Annotated in this window: 17 protein-coding genes; 2 read left to right on the forward strand and 15 right to left on the reverse strand. The window is 72.3% G+C overall.

Annotated features, from left to right (window positions below; translation table 11 throughout):
* Nucleotides 1-54 precede the first annotated feature (54 nt).
* Nucleotides 55-618, reverse strand: coding sequence for a GtrA family protein (locus ACYU96_RS11535; protein ID WP_460753240.1), 564 nt, complete (start codon nt 616-618; stop codon nt 55-57).
* Nucleotides 619-839: 221 nt separating this feature from the next.
* Between ACYU96_RS11535 and ACYU96_RS11540 the strand changes: the two genes are divergently transcribed.
* A complete protein-coding gene (locus ACYU96_RS11540; protein WP_460753242.1) occupies nt 840-1,619 on the forward strand; it encodes an LppU/SCO3897 family protein in 780 nt (259 codons plus the stop codon).
* Between the two features lie 30 nt (nt 1,620-1,649).
* On the opposite strand, the gene ACYU96_RS11545 is transcribed toward ACYU96_RS11540, so the two are convergent.
* The 4 genes from ACYU96_RS11545 to ACYU96_RS11560 are packed head-to-tail and all read right to left on the reverse strand — an operon-like array spanning nt 1,650 to nt 5,494.
* Nucleotides 1,650-2,402, reverse strand: coding sequence for a succinate dehydrogenase/fumarate reductase iron-sulfur subunit (locus ACYU96_RS11545; RefSeq protein ID WP_460753245.1), 753 nt, complete (start codon nt 2,400-2,402; stop codon nt 1,650-1,652).
* On the reverse strand, nt 2,399-4,342 hold the full coding sequence (locus ACYU96_RS11550) for a fumarate reductase/succinate dehydrogenase flavoprotein subunit (protein ID WP_460753248.1): 1,944 nt from the start codon (nt 4,340-4,342) through the stop codon (nt 2,399-2,401). The genes ACYU96_RS11545 and ACYU96_RS11550 overlap by 4 nt, the downstream gene beginning before the upstream one ends.
* 58 nt (nt 4,343-4,400) lie before the next feature.
* Nucleotides 4,401-5,213: a hypothetical protein gene (locus tag ACYU96_RS11555; RefSeq protein WP_460753250.1), complete on the reverse strand. Its 813-nt coding sequence runs from the start codon at nt 5,211-5,213 to the stop codon at nt 4,401-4,403.
* Complete coding sequence (locus tag ACYU96_RS11560) at nt 5,210-5,494, reverse strand: hypothetical protein (RefSeq protein WP_460753253.1); 285 nt, start codon at nt 5,492-5,494, stop codon at nt 5,210-5,212. The genes ACYU96_RS11555 and ACYU96_RS11560 overlap by 4 nt, the downstream gene beginning before the upstream one ends.
* A gap of 324 nt (nt 5,495-5,818) precedes the next feature.
* Here ACYU96_RS11560 and ACYU96_RS11565 point away from each other — a divergent pair, with 324 nt between their 5' ends.
* Nucleotides 5,819-6,595 (forward strand): class I SAM-dependent methyltransferase, encoded by a 777-nt coding sequence (locus tag ACYU96_RS11565; RefSeq protein ID WP_460753256.1) that lies wholly within the window; start codon nt 5,819-5,821, stop codon nt 6,593-6,595.
* Here ACYU96_RS11565 and ACYU96_RS11570 read toward each other — a convergent pair.
* The 10 genes from ACYU96_RS11570 to ACYU96_RS11615 form a co-directional block, all read right to left on the reverse strand.
* A complete protein-coding gene (locus ACYU96_RS11570) occupies nt 6,585-7,391 on the reverse strand; it encodes a hypothetical protein (protein WP_460753258.1) in 807 nt (268 codons plus the stop codon). The genes ACYU96_RS11565 and ACYU96_RS11570 overlap by 11 nt on opposite strands.
* Before the next feature lie 162 nt (nt 7,392-7,553).
* On the reverse strand, nt 7,554-8,159 hold the full coding sequence (locus tag ACYU96_RS11575) for a hypothetical protein (protein ID WP_460753260.1): 606 nt from the start codon (nt 8,157-8,159) through the stop codon (nt 7,554-7,556).
* A 132-nt stretch (nt 8,160-8,291) separates the two neighbouring features.
* Nucleotides 8,292-9,038 carry a YqjF family protein gene (locus ACYU96_RS11580; protein WP_460753263.1) on the reverse strand — a complete coding sequence of 249 codons (747 nt, stop codon included), beginning with the start codon at nt 9,036-9,038 and terminating at the stop codon, nt 8,292-8,294.
* A 60-nt stretch (nt 9,039-9,098) separates the two neighbouring features.
* Nucleotides 9,099-10,610, reverse strand: coding sequence for an RICIN domain-containing protein (locus ACYU96_RS11585; protein ID WP_460753266.1), 1,512 nt, complete (start codon nt 10,608-10,610; stop codon nt 9,099-9,101).
* Between the two features lie 157 nt (nt 10,611-10,767).
* On the reverse strand, nt 10,768-11,448 hold the full coding sequence (locus ACYU96_RS11590; RefSeq protein WP_460753268.1) for a response regulator: 681 nt from the start codon (nt 11,446-11,448) through the stop codon (nt 10,768-10,770).
* Complete coding sequence (locus tag ACYU96_RS11595) at nt 11,445-12,686, reverse strand: sensor histidine kinase (RefSeq protein WP_460753271.1); 1,242 nt, start codon at nt 12,684-12,686, stop codon at nt 11,445-11,447. The genes ACYU96_RS11590 and ACYU96_RS11595 overlap by 4 nt, the downstream gene beginning before the upstream one ends.
* A 47-nt stretch (nt 12,687-12,733) precedes the next feature.
* On the reverse strand, nt 12,734-14,749 hold the full coding sequence (locus ACYU96_RS11600; RefSeq protein WP_460753274.1) for a serine hydrolase domain-containing protein: 2,016 nt from the start codon (nt 14,747-14,749) through the stop codon (nt 12,734-12,736).
* 91 nt (nt 14,750-14,840) lie between these two features.
* Complete coding sequence (locus ACYU96_RS11605) at nt 14,841-16,100, reverse strand: RNA polymerase sigma factor (protein WP_460753277.1); 1,260 nt, start codon at nt 16,098-16,100, stop codon at nt 14,841-14,843.
* Nucleotides 16,097-16,507, reverse strand: a complete 411-nt coding sequence (locus ACYU96_RS11610; RefSeq protein WP_460753280.1) for a YciI family protein — start codon at nt 16,505-16,507, stop codon at nt 16,097-16,099. The genes ACYU96_RS11605 and ACYU96_RS11610 overlap by 4 nt, the downstream gene beginning before the upstream one ends.
* Before the next feature lie 83 nt (nt 16,508-16,590).
* On the reverse strand, nt 16,591-18,354 hold the full coding sequence (locus ACYU96_RS11615; protein ID WP_460753283.1) for a BCCT family transporter: 1,764 nt from the start codon (nt 18,352-18,354) through the stop codon (nt 16,591-16,593).
* Nucleotides 18,355-18,496: the final 142 nt, after the last annotated feature.

Genomic DNA, 18,496 nt, shown 5'->3' on the forward strand with positions numbered 1-18,496 from the left:
CGACCTCGGTGGCCGGCGATGCGGCCGTCGGGATCGCGATCCGCCACGGCCCGGTCACCTCCGCCGCTCCCCCCGGAAGATCACCCACCGCAGCGCGCAGTACATGAAGACCGCCTCGCAGGCGCCCGCGAGGAGGCGCGACAGCCGGTAGTCCACCCCCAGCGCGGTGAGTCCGGCGCCGACGCCGAGCACCAGCGCCACGTAGTTGGTCGCGACGACCACCAGGTAGAGCCCTGCCTGCCGGCCCACCGGCGCGTGCGAACGGAAGTTGAGCACGCGGTTCAGCACGAACGCCAGGCCGAGCGCGCACGCGTACGCGAGCGTGACCGACACCGCGACCGGCAGCCCGAGGCCACCGTGCAGGGCCGTGAGCAGCAGGATGTCGAACGCGAACGTGCTGCCGTTGATCAGCGCGAACCCGAGCAGGGTCGGCGGCACGACGCGCGAGAGCCCCCACGGCAGCCGCAGCACGACGGCGGCGCAGCACCGCGCGAACCCCGCCGCCACAGGCGAGTCCCGCGCGCTCTCCGGCCGCGCGACGCTCCCGGCAGCGTCCACCACCGGCACGTCCACGCCGTCCGGTGCCGCCCGGGACGCTTCAGCGGAGTGAGTTGCCACGACGCGAGCCTGCCAGCAGATCCTGATCGTCCGATGAGAGACATGCCGGTGGCCTCCGGGGCGACGGCGGTGCGCCCGCGCCGGCCCGGACGGGGCGATCTCTCCGGACGCCCCCCGGACCAGCTCTCCGGACACCCTCCGACCAGCCGGTATGTTGGCGCCCGACCGGCGCACCGTTCGATCGGGCGAGGCAGCGCGCCGGCACTCCCCGGAAGGTAGAGATGTTGCGAAACATGATGGTGCTCGTCCTGGCCGTGGCCGCGGGCGGGCTGCTCAGCGCGTGCGCGCCGAGCCCCGAGGCAGGGTCGTGCGTCGCGGAGTCGGCCTCCTCGTTCGAGGTGGTCGACTGCGGCACGGCGAGGCTGAAGGTGCTCGACGTCGTCGACAGCAGCGACGCGAGCGGGTGCCTCGCCGTCGCGGGCGTCACGGCGTCGTACTCCGAGAGCGGGGCCGGCACCCTGTGCGTCGGCCCCGTCGACGCCGACCCCCGGACCGCGGTCAACGTCGCCACGCCCGGCGACTGCGTGGCCGGGATCGAGGACGAGGCGCAGGACGTGCGGCGGGTCGGCTGCGGCAGGCCTGCGGCCGAGGCTGCCGTCCTGAAGGTCCTCGAAGACGCCGCGACCGCCGGCGTCGACGGGTGCGCCGAGGTCCCGGGCACCACGTCGAGCTACGCCTGGAGCCTCGACCCGACCGGGGACAGCACGACGGCCGGCAGCGACGGCCGGACCTCCGACCTGCTCTTCTGCCTGGGGCCCGTCGGGTTCGACCCGAAGACCGCACCGGAGCTGGCGAAGGTCGGCGACTGTCTCCAGGAGCGCGTGGAGGACCCGAGGTACGCGATCGTGGACTGCGGGTCGCCCCGCGCCGCCTACCAGGTGGTCGAGCGCTCGAACAGCTCGGCCCTCCCGATCGGGACGGCGTGCGGCTCCGGCGCGACGTACGGCATCCAGGGCGGCTCGGCCGTGCACGGCTGGACGCTCTGCCTCGCGGCCCCCTGAGCCCGCGCCGGCGGGAGCGGCCCGCCGGCCTCAGCCCTTGCGCCGCGAGATCGTCCGGCCGAGCCAGACCAGCGGGTCGTACCTCCGGTCGACGACCCGCTCCTTCATCGGGATGAGCGCGTTGTCGGTGATCTTGATGCCCTCCGGGCACACGTCCGTGCAGCACTTCGTGATGTTGCACAGGCCCAGCCCGTGCTCCTCCTGCGCCGCGGGCACGCGGTCGGCGACGTCGAGCGGGTGCATCTCGAGCTCGGCGACCCGCATGAGGAACCGGGGACCGGCGAACGACTCCTTGTTCTCCTCGTGGTCGCGCACCACGTGACACGTGTCCTGACACAGGTAGCACTCGATGCACTTGCGGAACTCCTGCGAGCGCTCGACGTCGACCTGCGCCATCCGGTACTCCCCCGGCCCGAGGTCGGCCGGCGGCGTGAACGCGGGGACCTCGCGCGCCTTCGCGTAGTTGAACGACACGTCCGTCACGAGGTCACGGATCACGGGGAAGGTCCGCATCGGCGTGATGGCGAGCACCTCGCCGGGTTCGAACACGGACATCCGCGTCATGCACAGCAGGCGCGGGCGCCCGTTGATCTCTGCCGAGCAGGACCCGCACTTGCCGGCCTTGCAGTTCCACCGCACCGCGAGGTCGGGGGCCTGGGTGGCCTGCAGCCGGTGGAGGACGTCGAGCACGACCTCGCCCTCGTTGGCCTCCACCTCGTAGTCGGTCAGCGCGCCGCCGCCCGCGTCCCCGCGCCACACCTGGAGCCGGACGGTGTCGGTCATGCGGTCCCTCCCTGGGGGTGCGCGGCCAGCTCGGCCGCCGTGTAGTACTTCTCGAGCTCGGCGACATCGAACAGGGCGAGCAGGTCCGCGCGCATCGGGACACGCTCGGCCTGCTCGACGGCGACCCGCGGCACCACTGCACCCTCCCCCGCGTCGTCCCCCGCGACGTCGGGCGCACGGCCGGTGAGCAGCGCCCGGTGCCGCCACTCCGGGTCGAGGCCCGGGTGGTCCGCGCGGGTGTGCCCGCCACGGCTCTCGGTACGCAGCAGGGCCGACGTCGCCACAGCCTCGCTGACCAGGAGCATGTTCCGCAGGTCCAGCGCCAGGTGCCAGCCGGGGTTGTACTGCCGGTGCCCCTCGACGACGACGTTCCGCACCCGCCCGCGCAGCACGCCGAGGCGGCTGAGCGCGTCGGTCATCTCCGCCTCGGTCCGGATGATGCCGACGAGGCCGTTCATCATCTTCTGCAGCTCGGCGTGCAGCGTGTACGGGTTCTCGCCCACGCCGTCCGGCGCCGGGTCGAACGGCGCGAGCGCCAGCCGGGCGGCGGCGTCGACGTCGTCGGCCCGGGCCTGCGGACGGCTCGCGAGGCCGGCGGCGTAGTCGGCCGCGCCGACCCCTGCGCGGCGCCCGAACACCAGGAGGTCCGAGAGCGAGTTGCCGCCGAGCCGGTTCGAGCCGTGCATCCCGCCGGCACACTCCCCCGTCGCGAACAGGCCCGGCACGCGCGACTGCCCGGTGTCCGGGTCGACCTTGATCCCGCCCATCACGTAGTGGCAGGTCGGGCCGACCTCCATGGGCTCGGCCGTGATGTCGACGTCCGCCAGCTCCTTGAACTGGTGGTACATCGAGGGCAGGCGCCGCCGGATCTCGTCGGCCGGCATGCGGCCGGCGATGTCGAGGTAGACGCCGCCGTGCGGGGAGCCGCGGCCTTCCTTCACCTCGGTGTTGATCGCCCGGGCCACCTCGTCACGGGGCAGCAGGTCGGGGGTGCGGCGGTTGTTCTCCTGGTCGTCGTACCAGCGGTCGGCCTCGTCCTCGGTGTCGGCGTACTGGCCCTTGAACACGTCCGGGACGTACCCGAACATGAACCGGTCGCCGTCGGAGTTCTTCAGCACGCCACCGTCGCCGCGCACCCCCTCGGTCACCAGGATGCCCTTGACGCTGGGCGGCCAGACCATGCCGGTCGGGTGGAACTGGACGAACTCCATGTCGACCAGGTGCGCCCCGGCGCGCAGCGCGAGGGCGTGCCCGTCCCCCGTGTACTCCCACGAGTTCGACGTCACCTGGAACGACTTCCCGATGCCGCCCGTGGCCAGGACGACGGCGGGCGCCTCGAACTGGACGAAGCGGCCCGACTCGCGCCAGTAGCCGAACGCCCCGGCGATCGCGCCGTCGTCGTCGGTGAGCAGCTCCGTGACCGTGCACTCGGCGAACACGCGCAAGCGCGCCTCGTAGTCGCCTGTCTCGGCGTGGTCGGCCTGCTGGAGCGCGACGACGCGCTGCTGCATCGTGCGGATGAGCTCGAGCCCGGTGCGGTCGCCGACGTGCGCGAGCCGGGGATACGTGTGGCCGCCGAAGTTGCGCTGGCTGATCCGGCCGTCGGGCGTGCGGTCGAAGAGCGCGCCCCACGTCTCCAGCTCCCAGACGCGGTCGGGCGCCTCCTTCGCGTGCAGCTCCGCCATCCGCCAGTCGTTGAGGAACTTCCCGCCGCGCATCGTGTCGCGGAAGTGCACCTGCCAGGAGTCGTTCTCGTTGGCGTTGCCCATCGCCGCGGCGCACCCGCCCTCGGCCATGACGGTGTGCGCCTTGCCGAACAAGGACTTGCACACGATCGCCGTCCGCAGCCCGCGCTCGCGCGCCGCGATCGCCGCGCGCATGCCGGCTCCGCCCGCACCGATGACGAGGACGTCGTACTCGTGCCGTTCGGTCTCGGTCAAGGAGGGCTCCTGTCGGACGGGGGGCGGTCCGGTGGGACGGGCCGGCCGGTGGGGGGGTCTAGCCGATGAGGCGCAGGTCGGTGATGGTCCCGCTCGCGACGAGCAGCACGTACAGGTCGGTCCCGACGAGCGTGCCGAGCGTGGTCCACGCGAACGTCGCGTGGCGCGTGTTCAGGGCGGACACCCAGGTCCAGACCCGGTAACGCACGGGATGCTTCGAGAAGTGCGTGAGCCGCCCGCCCATCACGTGCCGGCACGAGTGGCACGACAGCGTGTAGCACCACAGCAGGACCACGTTCGTCAGCAGCACGAGGTTGCCGACACCGACGACGAACCCGTCGGTGGGATGCCGGAGGGCGACGATCGCGTCGTAGGTGTTGATCAGCGAGATCACGATCGTCAGGTAGAAGAGGTACCGGTGGGCGTTCTGCAGGACCAGCGGGAAGCGCGTCTCGCCCGAGTACGTGGCGTGCGGCTCCGGCACGGCGCACGCCGCGGGCGCGAGCCAGATCGACCGGTAGTACGCCTTGCGGTAGTAGTAGCAGGTCAGCCGGAAGACCAGCAGGAACGGCAGGCTGAGCGCGGCGTACGGGATCAGCGGGTGGTCCGGGAGGAACATGCCGAAGTGCGCCGCACCCGGCTCCGACGCGCACCCCAGCGAGACGCACGGCGAGTAGAACGGCGTCAGGTACCGCTCGTCGGCGAAGAAGTACTGCTGCTGGAACGCGCGCACCCCGCCGTACACGAGGAAGGTCAGCAGCCCGAGGGTGGTCGCCGCCGGCAGCAGCCACCACCGGTCCGTCCGCAGCGTCCGCGCGCCGACCTCGGCGCGGCCGGGTGCCTCGACCCCTCGCGGCGCGGTGGCCGTCACGACCGGTCGCCGTGGTAGCCGCCGAGTCCTTCTTCGTCGACGTCGTTCCACATGGCGGGGTCCTGCGGGGTGCTGTCCGGGACGTAGATGACGTCCGGGACCTCTGCCGGAGACGCCGGCCGCGCCGAGGCGAGCTCGCCCGCGTCGATCTCCAGCCGTTCCAGGTCGTTCACCAGGCGGCGTACCACGGGGCCGTCGCCGAACGCGTCGCGCACCTCGGTGACGCTGCGGCGCAGCTGCTCGATCGATCGGCGGAGCGTCAAGTACTCGGCGGCTGTCATCGGCACCTCCTCGGGGAGGCACCTCACATCGTCGTGAGGTGCATCACACCTGACTGTGCCGTGAACGCTCCCCGAAGGCAAGAGGGGCGTGCGGTGCGGTTGCCTCGTCGTGCGCCCGGATTCCGTGCGGCACGATTGCCGTCACCGCTTGTCCGTCCGGCCGGTGCGCGATGAGGTAGGCCGACGAAGCGTGCCGCCACCACCGGTCGGCGCGGGTCCGACGGCCCCGCCGACATCACGGTTGGGCACACATCCGGAACAGGGCTTTCCGCTCGGCCGAACTTCTGGAACGGTGAGCGCTTGTGACCGATGCCGAGGAGCGTGATGTCTGCCGAAGTCGCCGTGGCGCCTGAACGAGATCTCATCGGTCTTGCCAGCATTCTCCGGACCAACCATGCCGCCTATACGGATCTCGTGGGCTCGTATCAGAAGACCGCGGGTCCTCGCGCCACGGACGCGCCCAAGCTCCTCGACCCGGTACTGACGGCCGCACGCGAACTGGGCCCCGCCAGGTCCGTGCTCGAGCTCGGCTGCGCCGACGGGGTGTTCACCTCCTGGTTGGCGCGCGAGGGGCTCTCGGTCACGGCGATCGAGTACTCGGAGGGCATGCGCCGCGCCGCCGAGGACCGCCTTCGCGCCGACGGAGCACCCGTGGACCGGGTGACGTTCCTTCCGCACGAGTTCCACAACGGCGACGCACCGCTGGCGTCGCTGGAGGGCAGGCGCTTCGACGTCGTCGTCGCCATGGCGTTCGTGCACCTCTTTCCCGCGCGGATCGACCTGGAGGTGCTCCGGCGGATCAGGGAGCATCTCGCCCCGCACGGCGTGGCGTTTCTGACCACGACGGTCGAGCAGGAGGACCGGCGCGGCTTCGACCTCAAGCGAGGCCCGCACGGGTCCCGCGTCCGTTATCGCAGCCGGTACACGGAGGACACGTTCCTCGGGCTCGTGGCCGCCGCAGGACTCGAGGTCAGGGACAAGCGCTGCCTGGTGGACCCTCGGGCCGTCGGGAAGACCTGGCTGGACGTCGTCGCCGGACACCCGGGAGAGCCGGCTCTGCCCGACGCCGCCGCGGACGGACGCTCGTCGCTCACGTCATGATCTCGCGCTCGTCGCCGTTCCTCAGCGCCGGGGGCCGCCGTGGCGCGACCACGTCGTGGCCGACCGCCAGCGAGAGCGATCCCAGGACGTGCTCCAGCAGCGGCGGGTTCCACTCGTCGTCGTTCTCGTACTGCCGGACGCCGATGCCGATCCGTCCCACGCTCCTGCGGAACAGGTGGAACTCCACGTAGCCCTGCGCCTCGGTCGTGCCCGGGTCCCGCACGGCGCCGCTGTACTGGACGGTGCTGCCGAACACGTGGATCCGCAGCCGGCCGCCGTCGCCGTCGTTGACCTTCACGGCGATCTGCTCGAGCCGCTCGTGCGCCGCGACGACCCGGTCGATGAACCCGGCGTCACGGTCGTAGTAGCGTTCGATGTTGGCCGCGATGGCCGGGTGGTCCACCAGCCACACCGGGTCCACCTTGACGACGTCGATGTCGACGCCTCGTGCGACGGTCCTGGCGATGAGGTCCTCGTCGTGGGCCAGCGCGGTCATCCCGAAGCCGAAGGCGACGACGCTCTGCTTCGCCGACTTCCAGATCTCGAGCGAGGCGCTCTGGTGCTCCCGGTCGGCACTGACCCATGCGATCCCCCGTAGCTTGCGGAGCTCGGCGGCGAGCCGGCCGCGCTCCTCCGCCGCCCGCTCGCGGACGGCCATCGTCTGGTCGTACACGTAGGCGAGCGCGATCACGGCGAGCGCGGCAGACGTGCACCACACGATCGCGATCGAGACGCCCGAGGGAACGACGTTCGGCACGAAGCTGAGCGCCAGGTTCGCCGCGGCGCTGAATGCCACGACGAGAAGGCTCCGCTGAGTCCATCGCATCCGGATCACCTCCGGCCGCCGGCCTGGGTCCTCTTTTATCCAATGTATGGCAATGGATCAGTAACGTCCAGCAAAATCGGGCATGCCGGTTCGCGCCGCGCTCAGCCGGTCGCGGAAACCGCCCACGGCCCCTCAGCGGGAGAAGGTCCGGCGCACGCCCAGGGACCGCAGCTCCAGGTCGGCGAGCCTGCGGATCGCGTCCTGGTCACCGTCGCGCCAGGCGGCCACCGGGTCGGGGGCGATCGCGGTGAGCCTGCCGGCCGGCTGCTCGACGAGCGCGCGGAGCGCGAGGAGCGCCGGGTCTCCGGCGGCCGCACGGCGCGCGGCGGCCGCCCGCCGGACGAACCGGAGCCGCAGCGGCAGGTGGACGACGGCGACCAGCAGCACCGGGATCAGCAGCACCGCCAGCCCGACCGCGAACGCGAGCTGTTCGACCGCCTGGACCATGGCCGCGCCGGCCGCGGAGATGTCGTCGACCTGGCCGGCCATCCCGTTGAACGGCCCGGTGAGGTCGTCGCCCACCAGGGGGACGCCGCCGATCCGGTCCTCCACGTCGCGCAGCTGCCCGGCCACGCCGTCGGCCGCGTTCATCGTCGCCCGGCCGGGCGCCGCGAGCTCGAGCACCGCCTCCTGGGCACGGAGCCCCGCCCAGGCCCACACCCCGATCCACGCGAGGAAGAGGAGATCGCTGAACAGCTGTCGCGTGAAGCGTGCTGGGGTGGCGGCATAGAGCGTCATGGGGGACATAGTTGCAGAATGTCCGGAATCGGCGCGCCCCTTCGTCCGACCGGGCAGATGCCGCCGGGTGTCGCACACGCGCTTGGCACACTTTTCTCGCGAACCGGAGCTCGCCGCCGTCACCGCGCGGCGTCAGCGCATCCGCGAGCCCGGGCGGACCGTGACCGGGGAGCCGTCCGCGACGAACGCCGAGACCGGCGGTGCCAGGAGGGCCTCGGCGAACCGGGTGCCGTAGACGTGCGCGACGTCGCAGTCCAGCTCCGCCGCCCGCGCCTGCCAGACCTTCCACCGCGGGTGCTCCACCCGGTACTCGACGCAGCCGCCGTCGCGCTGGGCCGCGTAGCCCCAGTAGTGCTCGGTGACGAACTCCTCCTGGGAGCCGGGGCCCGGCAGGCGCGGGTCGCCGGCAGTCGTGGCGTGGAGGCGCTGCCAGGACCCGCCGTCGTACCAGGCGTGGCCGACGAGGCCGGCGGGGGTGACGCCGTCGTCGGCCAGGTCGACGCGGTGCCGCATGGGACGGGAGACGTAGCGCTCGCCGTAGGCCAGGCGCGCGACGGCGGCGAGCGCCGGGCGCGGCACGATCTCCTTGACGAAGACGACGCCGCGGCGGGGGCCGTCGTCGGTGTCGCGGCGCACGTAGAAGCGCAGGTTGATCTCGTCGAAGTCGCGGTGGAACGGCACGGGGACGCCGAGCAGGCGGGTGTCGAGGAACTCGAACCCGACCATGCTGACCAGGGTCCGGCCCTGCCACGAGTCGAGCACGACGCCGCGTGGCACGAGCGGTCGCAGCGCCTCGGGATCGGCCTCGTAGTTCAGCATGACGAGCCGCCGCCACTCGGCGGTGAGGAACGCACGAGGGCGCGCGGCGGAGCGGATCACGCCCGCGAACGTAGCAGAACGCACCGGCCGGACCGGACCGACCGGCCCGGCCGGTCCGGCTCAGACGGTCCAGCGCTGGTTGGCGCCGCCCCAGCAGGAGTACTGGTCGAGGCGGGCGTTGTTCTCGGTGGCCTGGTCCAGCACCTCGAGGCACTTGCCGGAGTGGCGGGCGACGAGCTCGACGCCGCCGACGGCGTCGCGCAGCGCCCACTGCTGGTTGGTCCCGCCGTTGCAGGTCCACTGGATGGCCCGCGCCCCGTCGGCGGTCGACGCGCCGTCGACGTCGAGGCACAGCCCCGAGCCCTGGTTGACGACGCGGTGGTACCCGTTGCCGAGGTCGGTCAGGGCCCACCGCTGGTTCGCGCCGCCGTGGCACGTGTACTGGATGATCTCGGCGCCGGGCTCGGTGGACGCGCCGACGACGTCGACGCACCGGCCGGAGCCCTCGTTCACGATCTGGGTGACCGTGCCGCCCGGGCTGCCGCCGTCCGGGTCGACGTCGTCGCCCCACGCCCAGCGCAGCCGGTTCGCGCCGGACTCGTTGCGGATCGTGAGCGACAGGTCGGTGCCGCTGCCCTGGAGCTCGAACATCGAGTAGCCGTCGTACCCGATGTCGCCGGGCTTGCCGCCGATCGCCGGCCAGTACGTGCCGCCCATGGAGTTCTCACGCATGACGTCGGTGACCGCGCGGATGTGGCGCACGAAGTTGTCGCCGCTGTCCGGGTCCCCGTAGTCCCGGCCGTCGTGCATCGCGCCGCCGAACTCGGTCAGGACGGCACGGTCGGCGCAGCCGCCGAGACGCGCGGTGACATGGTCGCGCCACCCCTGGTAGGTGTTCTCCCCGTAGAAGAAGGCGTAGTGGTGGTACGACAGGAGCGTGTCGTCGAAGCGGGCGTCGTCGCACACGTCGCGCAGGTCGGCGCTGTAGCCGACCCCTCCGATCAGGACGCGGCCCGCCGGGGCGGAGTAGTGGTGTTCGAGCCAGTCGGCGGCGACGTCGCGCCACTCGCCCGAGCTGTAGCCGTGCGGCTCGTTCATCGGCTCGAAGTACACCTGGCCGTTGCCGCCGTACTGGTCGGTCACGGTGGACCACATGGCGTTCCAGGCGGCGTAGTCGGTGATCCGGCCGCCGGAGGCGGCGCCGTCCTCCCAGTAGGCGAGGATGACCTTGAAGCCACGGTCGGTGGCGGCGTCGACGGCGCCGCGGTACCGGCTCCACCAGTCCGTGCCGACGGTGTGGGTGTTGACCGGGAGGCGGACGGTGTTGATGCCGAGCTGGGACTCCATGTCGTCGTAGACGGCGTTCGCCTTGGCCTGCACGGTGGCGTAGGAGTCGGAGTCGTCCAGCCCGTCCAGGACGAGCGGGCCGGTGCTGAAGTTGTCGCCCAGCACCGCCCAGTTCACGCCACGGAACTGGGCGGTGTCGGCGGCGGCCGGCTGTGCGGCCGTCAGCGCGGCGACCGGGAGGAGCGCGCACGCGGCGAGCATGCCCAGGAGCCGGCGGTGCAGCGGGTGCCGGGCGGCGGGGCGCCGTCGCGGCGGAGCGGAGCGGTGGTGGCGAGGGGTTCTCATGACGTCGACCGATCTCGTGCGACTCTGCACGGTAGGGGCTCGCGTTCAGGATGCCGACGTCTGATATGTCATGATGTTAACGTCAACATCCGGCTCCAGGATGACGAGTTCGGCGTCGTGAGTCAACAGGCCGACGGCGGTCCGTCGCCGCCGCGCCTCACGGCTCGGCCAGGCCGTGCCGGTAGGCCCACACCACCGTCTGCACCCGGTCGCGGGTGCCGATCTTCGTCATGGCGCGGCCCAGGTGGGACTTGACCGTGCTGGTCTCCACGTGCAGCTCGCCGGCGATCTCCGCGTTCGACATCCCCCGCGCCAGCAGCCGCACGATCTCCGTCTCGCGCTCCGTCAGCGCCCCGGCCACCTCCGGCGGCGGCTCGGCCTTGCGGGTGCGCCGCGCGAACTCGGTGATCACCCGCCGCGTCACGGCCTGGTCCACCATGGCCTCCCCGGCCGCCAGCCGCCGGATCGCCATGACCAGCTCCTCCGGCTCGCAGTCCTTCAGGAGGAACCCGCTCGCCCCGGCCTCGAGCGCCCCGAACACGTAGTCGTCGAGGTCGAAGGTGGTGACCACGAGCACCGCGGGCACGGAGCCGCCGAGCCCGGCACCACCCGGCGCGGGAGCCGCGGCAAGGATCTGCCGGGTCGCCGCGATCCCGTCCCCGCCGGGCATGCGCACGTCCATGCAGACGACGTCCGGGCGCAGCCGGGCCGCCGCCCGGATCGCGGCCGGGCCGTTGGAAGCCTCCCCGACCACCTCGATGTCCCCGGCATCCTCCAGCAGCACCCGGTACCCGGCGCGCACCACCGTCTGGTCGTCCACGAGCAACGTCCTGATCACGCGAGGTCTCCTGTCTCGTCGTGCGCACCGGCCGTCCGGTCGGCGTCCCCGGCCGGCAGGGTCAGCCTCACGCGCCAGCCGCCCTCGTGCGTCGGTCCGGCAGTCAGGTCGGCACCGATCAGGCCCGCGCGCTCCCGCATGCCGACCAGCCCGGACCCGCCGCCGCCCGCCATGTCGCCGGCGACCCCGGTGGCCGGGCCGTTCACGATCTCGAGCGCGACGTTCCGCGGACCGTAGACGAGCCGGACCACCGTCGCCGCACCCGGCGCGTGCTGCCGCACGTTGGTCAGGGACTGCTGGGCGATCCGATAGCAGGAGATGTCCGCGATCGGCGGCAGCCGCAGGGCGTCGCCGGCCCGTTCGAGCGCGACGTCGGTGCCCGTCCGGCGATTCTCCTCCACCAGCGCGGGCAGCGCCTCCAGGCCGGGGACCGGCGCGTTCCGGTCGACGCCGGCGTCGTCCCGGAGCAGGCCCACCACCTGCCGGAGGTTCTCCAGGGTCGCCTTGCCCTGCGAGCGGATCCAGGCCGCCCCGGACCGGGCGGCGTCGTCGTCCCGGCCGATGAGCCGGTCGACGGCGGCCGCCTGGACGACCATCCCCGACAGGTGGTGGGCGGCGACGTCGTGCAGCTCGCGGGCGATCCGCCCGCGCTCCGCGGCCACCGCTGTCTCGGCGCGCTCACGCTGCGCGGCGATCTCCGCCCACGCCCGCTCGCGCTCCAGGGCACGCTCGCGCCGGCGGGTGGCCACGTAGCTGCCGACGAAGGCCGCGCCCCCGTACGCCACCGTCGCCGACGCCGTCTGGCCCAGCAGCATCATCTGCCCGCCGGGCATGCCCCACCCCGCGGCGGCCGCCGTCGCCGACTCCGCCAGCACGGCCGGGACGATGACCCGGAGCGCGGTCGGGACGGACGTGCGCACCCCGACCGAGTAGGCCGCCACGAGCAGCGGCACGCCGTGCCCCATGATCTCCGGCACCAGGCCGACCAGGGCCACCTGGCAGGCCGTGACGGCCACGAGGACCGCCACGGGCCGCACCCGGCGCAGCAGCAGCCACGGCGCCTGGGCGACCGAGAGGGCGAGGAGCGCCCAGGACTGCGGGCCCGTCAGCCGGATCGTGGGATCGGTGGCGATGAACTGGAGCTCGCCCAGCACGACCCCGATCGTCACCATCGTCACGACGGCGGTCAGCAGGACGTCCTGCCGGTGCACCCGGCGTTCGCCGGAACGTGATGTCACGGGACTCATCTTGTCGCACCTCTCACCCGTCGCCGGACGGCTGCCGGTCAGTAGGAGATGTTCGGGGACAGGAGCTGGAACATGATCGCGAAGTTCATGACCGCCGAGAGCGCCAGGAGCGTCACCACCGTCCCCGTGACCGGGCGCCAGCCGACCCGGCGCCGGACCTCGTCGACCAGCCGCAGGATCGCGGGGACGATGCCGAGCGCACCGATCACCTGAAGCGCCTGCACCCCGCGGATCGCCGCCGGCGGGACCTCCGTGAGCCCCATGACGCCCACCACGACCGCCACCCAGCCGACGACGGCGAGCAGCGTGCTCGCCACGCCCACCCGGGTCAGCACCCGCCAGCGGCGTCCGTCGCGCACCGGGGCGGGAAGCCTGCGCAGCCGCCGCCAGATCGCGCCGGCCGGCACGGCCAGCAGACCGAGGACCAGGATCGCGACCGCGACCACGAGGATCGGCAGGCCCGCCGCCCGGTCGCCGTCCAGCGGGCGGATCGACATGGCGGAGTCGTGCGCGATGCCGGTGACCTGACCGTCCTTTGTGCGGACCGCGATGCGGCGGCTGCCGTCCGTCTCCTGCCACACGTGCTCGCCGACCTGCTCGTAGACGTTCGGGCGCTGCGTGCCCGGGTCCGGGTCCATGGCGAGGCGGCCGTCGTCGCGGGCGCTGACCTCGTAGGTCTGGAGCAGGTCGAGCGCGGAGAGGAACGTGCTGTGGAAGCCGCGTGAGGGGATGTACGTACCGGCGACCTGCTCGGCGTTCTCGCGCATCGTCTCCGGGTCGACGGTCGCGCCGTCGCCGGTCGCGCCCTCCGAGCCGGCGGGGAAGAACCGGTCGGCGAACTCCCCGAGCAGCTCCGTGCGCATCGCGTGCGTCTCCACCGGGTCGAACCCGGAGCTGTTGACGGAGACGAAGATCCCGGCGCCGTCGTCGGGGTAGAGCTGGAGGTGGGAGTGGAAGAACTGGGTGTCGCCGCCGTGCCCGACGATCCGGTGGCCGTTCCGGTCCTCCTGGAAGAGTCCGAGGGTCATGCGCTCGCCGTCGGCGAACGCGCCGAGGCTCTCCGCGGTCAGCGCCGGCGAGTACATCTCCTCACGGGTCTGGTCGCTCAGCAGCAGGTCTTGCTCGGGGACCGCGCCGAGCTGCGCCAGCATGAACCGCGCCATGTCGTGGGCGGAGACGGACAGAGACCCGGCGGGCGGCGTGCCGACCACCTCGAACGGCTGCGCCGGGCCGGTGGAGTCCACGTAGCCCTGCGAGACCAGGCCCTGCAGCTTCTCCGGGAGCGGCTGCCGGAACGAGGACGACTTCATCCCGAGCGGCTCGAAGACGTGCCGCTCCAGGTACTCCTCGAACGGCTCGCCGCTGACCCGCTCCACGATGTAGCCGGCCAGCGCGTTGCCGTAGTTGGAGTAGGCGGGCACGGTGCCGGGGGCGTAGACCTGCTCGGGCGGGTCGGTCACGAGGGCGTCCCGCAGGTCGACGGGGCCGGTGCCCTCGCCGATCAGCCCGGCGAGCCGCTCCTCGAAGCCCGGGGTGTGGGTGAGCAGGTGGCGGAGCGTGAGGTCGTCCTCGAAGCTCCGCTCGACGTCGAAGTCGAGGTACTCCGAGACGTCGGTGTCGAGGTCCAGCTCGCCGTGCTCGACGAGCTGCATGACGGCCGTGGCCGTGAAGACCTTCGACACCGATCCGGCCCGGAACAGGGTGCCCGCGTCCACGTCGACCGGGTCGGTGCCGCCCTCGCCGGTGTCGGCCCGGCCGAAGCCGCGCGTGGTGACCACCTTGCCGTCGTGCACGACGGCGACCGTCGCGCCCGCGATCCCGTTGCCCTCCAGGGCGGCGGGCACGGACCCGTCGAGCCACGCGTCCACGTCGCGGGTGGTCGGGGCCGCGGTGACCGCGGGCTCGGTGCTCTCGGCCTCGGGCAGGCCGGCGTCGGACGGGCCGCAGGCGGCGGTCATCGCGACGAGCGCGACGGCGCCGGCCGCAGCTCCGATCCGGGCGATCGGGCGCGGGGTTCTCGCTGCCCGGCCGTGGTCCGTCAGGACGGCGTTCATGTCTCCTCCAGGGAGTGCGCTGGGTCGATGTCCTCGGGAGGAGCGCTTCCCTCCCGAGGGCTCCAGCGTCGCCGTCAGACCAGGCCAGGCACTACGAGCGCAGGTCGGAACCTGTCCTACGACTTTTGGTGGAGGCGCGCAGCCGCGCCGCCTGCTTGAGCAGGTGGGTGCGCTCGGCGCCGTTGTCCGCGGCCTCGGCGGCGGCCGCGTAGCGCCGGGCGGCCTCGGCCCGCTCGCCCGCCAGCTCACAGAGGTAGGCGGTCGCGGCGTCGTACCGCGGGAGGCCGGGGTCGAGCTTCTCGAGCGCGCGCAGGCCGGCGTGCGCGCCATCCACGTGCCCGACGGCGACCGCCCGGTTCAGCTCGGCCACCGGGTTGCGGGGTGTCAGGGTCAGCAGCTCGTCGTACCAGGTCAGGATCTGGGGCCAGTCGGTCTCTGCGGTGGTCGCGGCGTCGTCGTGCAGGGCGGCGATCGCGGCCTGCGCCTGGTACTCCCCGAGCAGGCCGCGCGCGAGCGCGTGCTGCAGGATCTCGACGCCCTCCGCGATCGTCGCCGTGTCCCACCGGGTCCGGTCCTGCTGGTCCAGTGGTACGAGGGCGCCGCCCGCGTCGAACCTCGCGGCCCGGCGCGCGTCGTGCAGCAGCATGAGCGCGAGCAGCCCCGCGGCCTCAGGGTCGTCGGGGACGACGGCGGCCAGCCGGCGGGCCAGCCGGACCGCCTCGGTCGCCAGGTCGACCTCGGTGTGTGTCGCCCGCGTGGCGGGGGCCGTGGCGTCCTCGGTGCCCCGCCTGGCCTCGGGAGCCGGCCCGACCCCTCCGGTGAAGCCCTCGTTGAACATGAGGTACAGGACGCGCAGCACGGCGGTGATGTCGCCGGGGCCGTCGAACCGCTCGCCCGCGACGGTGCGTTTCGCGCGCGAGATCCGCTGCGCCATCGTCGCCTCGGGCACGAGGAACGCCCGGGCGATCTGCGCGGTCGTCAGCCCGCCCACGGCGCGCAGCGTGAGCGCGATCGCCGACGCCGGGGTCAGGCTGCGGTGGCAGCAGCGGCTGAGGACCAGGAGGGTGTCGTCGTCCTGCTCGATCGGTCCCGGTGGTGGCTCCAGGCCGGCCTTCACCTCGCGCAGCGCCCGGGCCGACGACGACCGGCGCGCGTCCAGGAACTTCCGCCAGGCCACGGTGACGAGCCAGGCCTTGAGGTCGTCGGGCGGGCCGTCGTCGTCGGTGACCGTGCCGCCCCAGCGGCGGACCGCCTCGACGAGGGCGTCCTGGACGGCGTCCTCGGCCGCCGCGAAGTCTGCTCCGCGACGGACGAGGACGCCCAGGACCTGCGGGACCAGCTCCCGAATCACTCGACCACCGGCGGGTGGGTGAGGAACGGCCGGACCTCGAGCCACTCGTGCAGCGGCTTGCCGTCCTTGCCGGGTGCCGACGAGAGGTAGGCCGCGGCCTCGTGCGCCCGTTCCTCGGAGTCGACGTCGATCATCATCCAGCCGGCGACGAGGTCCTTCGTCTCGGCGAACGGACCGTCGGTGACGGGCGCGCGCCCCGCGCCGTCGTACCGCACGAACGTGCCCTCCGGGGAGAGGGCCTGGGCGTCGACGAACTCGCCGCGCTCGCGCAGGTCGTCGGCGACCTTGCCCATGAACGCGATGTGGTCCGAGATCTCCTCGGGAGTCCACTCGTCCATCAGCGCGTCGGAGTTCGGGTGGGGCTTCGGACCGCCACGGTAGTGCTTGAGCAACAGGTACTTGGTCATGGTTCCATCCTCCGGTCCTCAGCAGCGCGTGTCGCTGCCGACATCCCAGGGACGGAGCCGGCGATGGTTTCTCGACATCCGCGTCACTCCTTCTCCGGCGCGGGGTCGTCGCCCGCCGGGACCGTCGTCGTCGGCTCCGGGGCGCCGGCCGGCGGCTCGGCCTCCGACGGCCCGGCCGCCCCCTCGCGGCGCCCGGCACGATGCGCGGCGCGGCGTTCCGCCCCGCGGTCCATCAGACCCTTGCGGGCCATCAGGTCGGCGAACTGGGCGTCGAACGCGGCTTCTCGTTCCTGTCCCAGCCCCTTGATCAGGCTGAACATCATCAGGAACACCATGATGAAGATCGGCAGCCCGATCACGGTGATCACCTGCTGCAGCGCCCCGAGCCCGTCCTGACCGGTGGCCCCGCCCAGGATGATGAGCGACGCCGCGAGCGTGCCCTCGCTCACGCCCCAGAAGACGCGCTGGCGCACCGGCCCGGCGTCGGAGCTGCCGACGCAGAGCATGTCGACCACGAGGGAGGCGGAGTCGGACGACGTGGCGAAGAACAGCGCGACGACGACCACGGCGATGCCCTGGACCAGGGTCGCGGCCGGGAACTGCTCGAAGAACGTGAACATGGCGAGGGCGACGTTCTCGGACACGGCCGCGGACAGCTCGCCGCCGGTCCCGTCGATGCCGTCGCTCTCCATGGCGGCCCAGCCGAAGATGGCGAACCACACGACGGTGAACAGGGACGGGGCGAGCAGCACGCCGCCCACGAACTGGCGGACGGTGCGGCCGCGGGAGATACGGGCGAGGAACACGCCCATGAACGGCGCCCACGTGACGGTCCACGCCCAGTAGAAGACCGTCCAGTCGCCCTGCCAGCCCCAGCCGCCGGCCTTCGTGAACTCCGACATGGAGTCGTTCCAGAGCGACAGGCCGACGATGTTCTCCAGGTAGGTGCCGAGGCTCTCGAAGACCTGGCGCAGCAGGAAGACGGTGTCGCCGGCGAGCAGCACGAAGATCAGGAGGCCGATGGCCATGAGGATGTTCAGGTTCGAGAGCCGCTTGACGCCCTTGTCGAGCCCGACGACGATCGAGCTCACGGCCACGATCGTGAGCACCGAGATGACGCCGACCTGGAGCAGCGTGTCGTTCGGGATCGCCGGGAACAGCGCGTTGATGCCGGCGCCCACCTGCGACGTGCCGAGCCCCAGCGAGACCGCGAGCCCGAACAGCGTCCCGAGCACGGCGAAGACGTCGATGGTCTTGCCGATCGGGCCGTGGATCCTGTCCTTGAGGAACGGGTAGAACACGGAGCTCACGCGCAGCGGGAGCTTGTACCGGTAGATGAAGAACCCGAACGCCAGACCGGGCAGCGTGAAGATCGCCCAGGTGTGGAGGCTCAGGTGGTAGAGCGAGATCGACATCGCGTCGCTCGCCGCCTGGGCCGAGTACGGCTCGACGTCCGGGAACGGCGGCGACGAGAAGTGCGACATCGGCTCCGCGACGCCCCAGAACATGAGCACGGTGCCGATACCGCCCGCGAACAACATCGCGAACCAGGAGAGGTTCCCGTACTCCGGGCGCGAGTCGTTCGGGCCGAGGCGCAGGTGCCCGTACCGGCTCAGCGCCACGTACGCGAGAAACACCAGCCACACGGTCACGCCAAGGATGAAGAACCATCCGAGGTTGGTGACGATCCAGTCCCGCGCCGCCCCGAAGCTGCTCCCGATCTGGTTCGGGAAGACGAGCAGCAGGAGCAGGAAGAGCACCATGAGCCCGGCCGAGAAGAAGAAGATGGTCGCGTTGGTCCGTAGCCCCAGCCTCTTCGCGAGGGCGTCCAGTTTCCGCTCGATCATGAAAGGCCTTTCGTCGCTGATCGCACCGGGCCCGCGCCCGCTGCTCCGGCAGCGCACCACATTGACACTCTCCGGGCCGCTTGTCGCGCCTATCCAGCGGAGAGTCCAGGATCGGATAAAGTCGGAGGTGGAAACCGTGCCC

Source organism: Myceligenerans cantabricum (assembly GCF_054777735.1).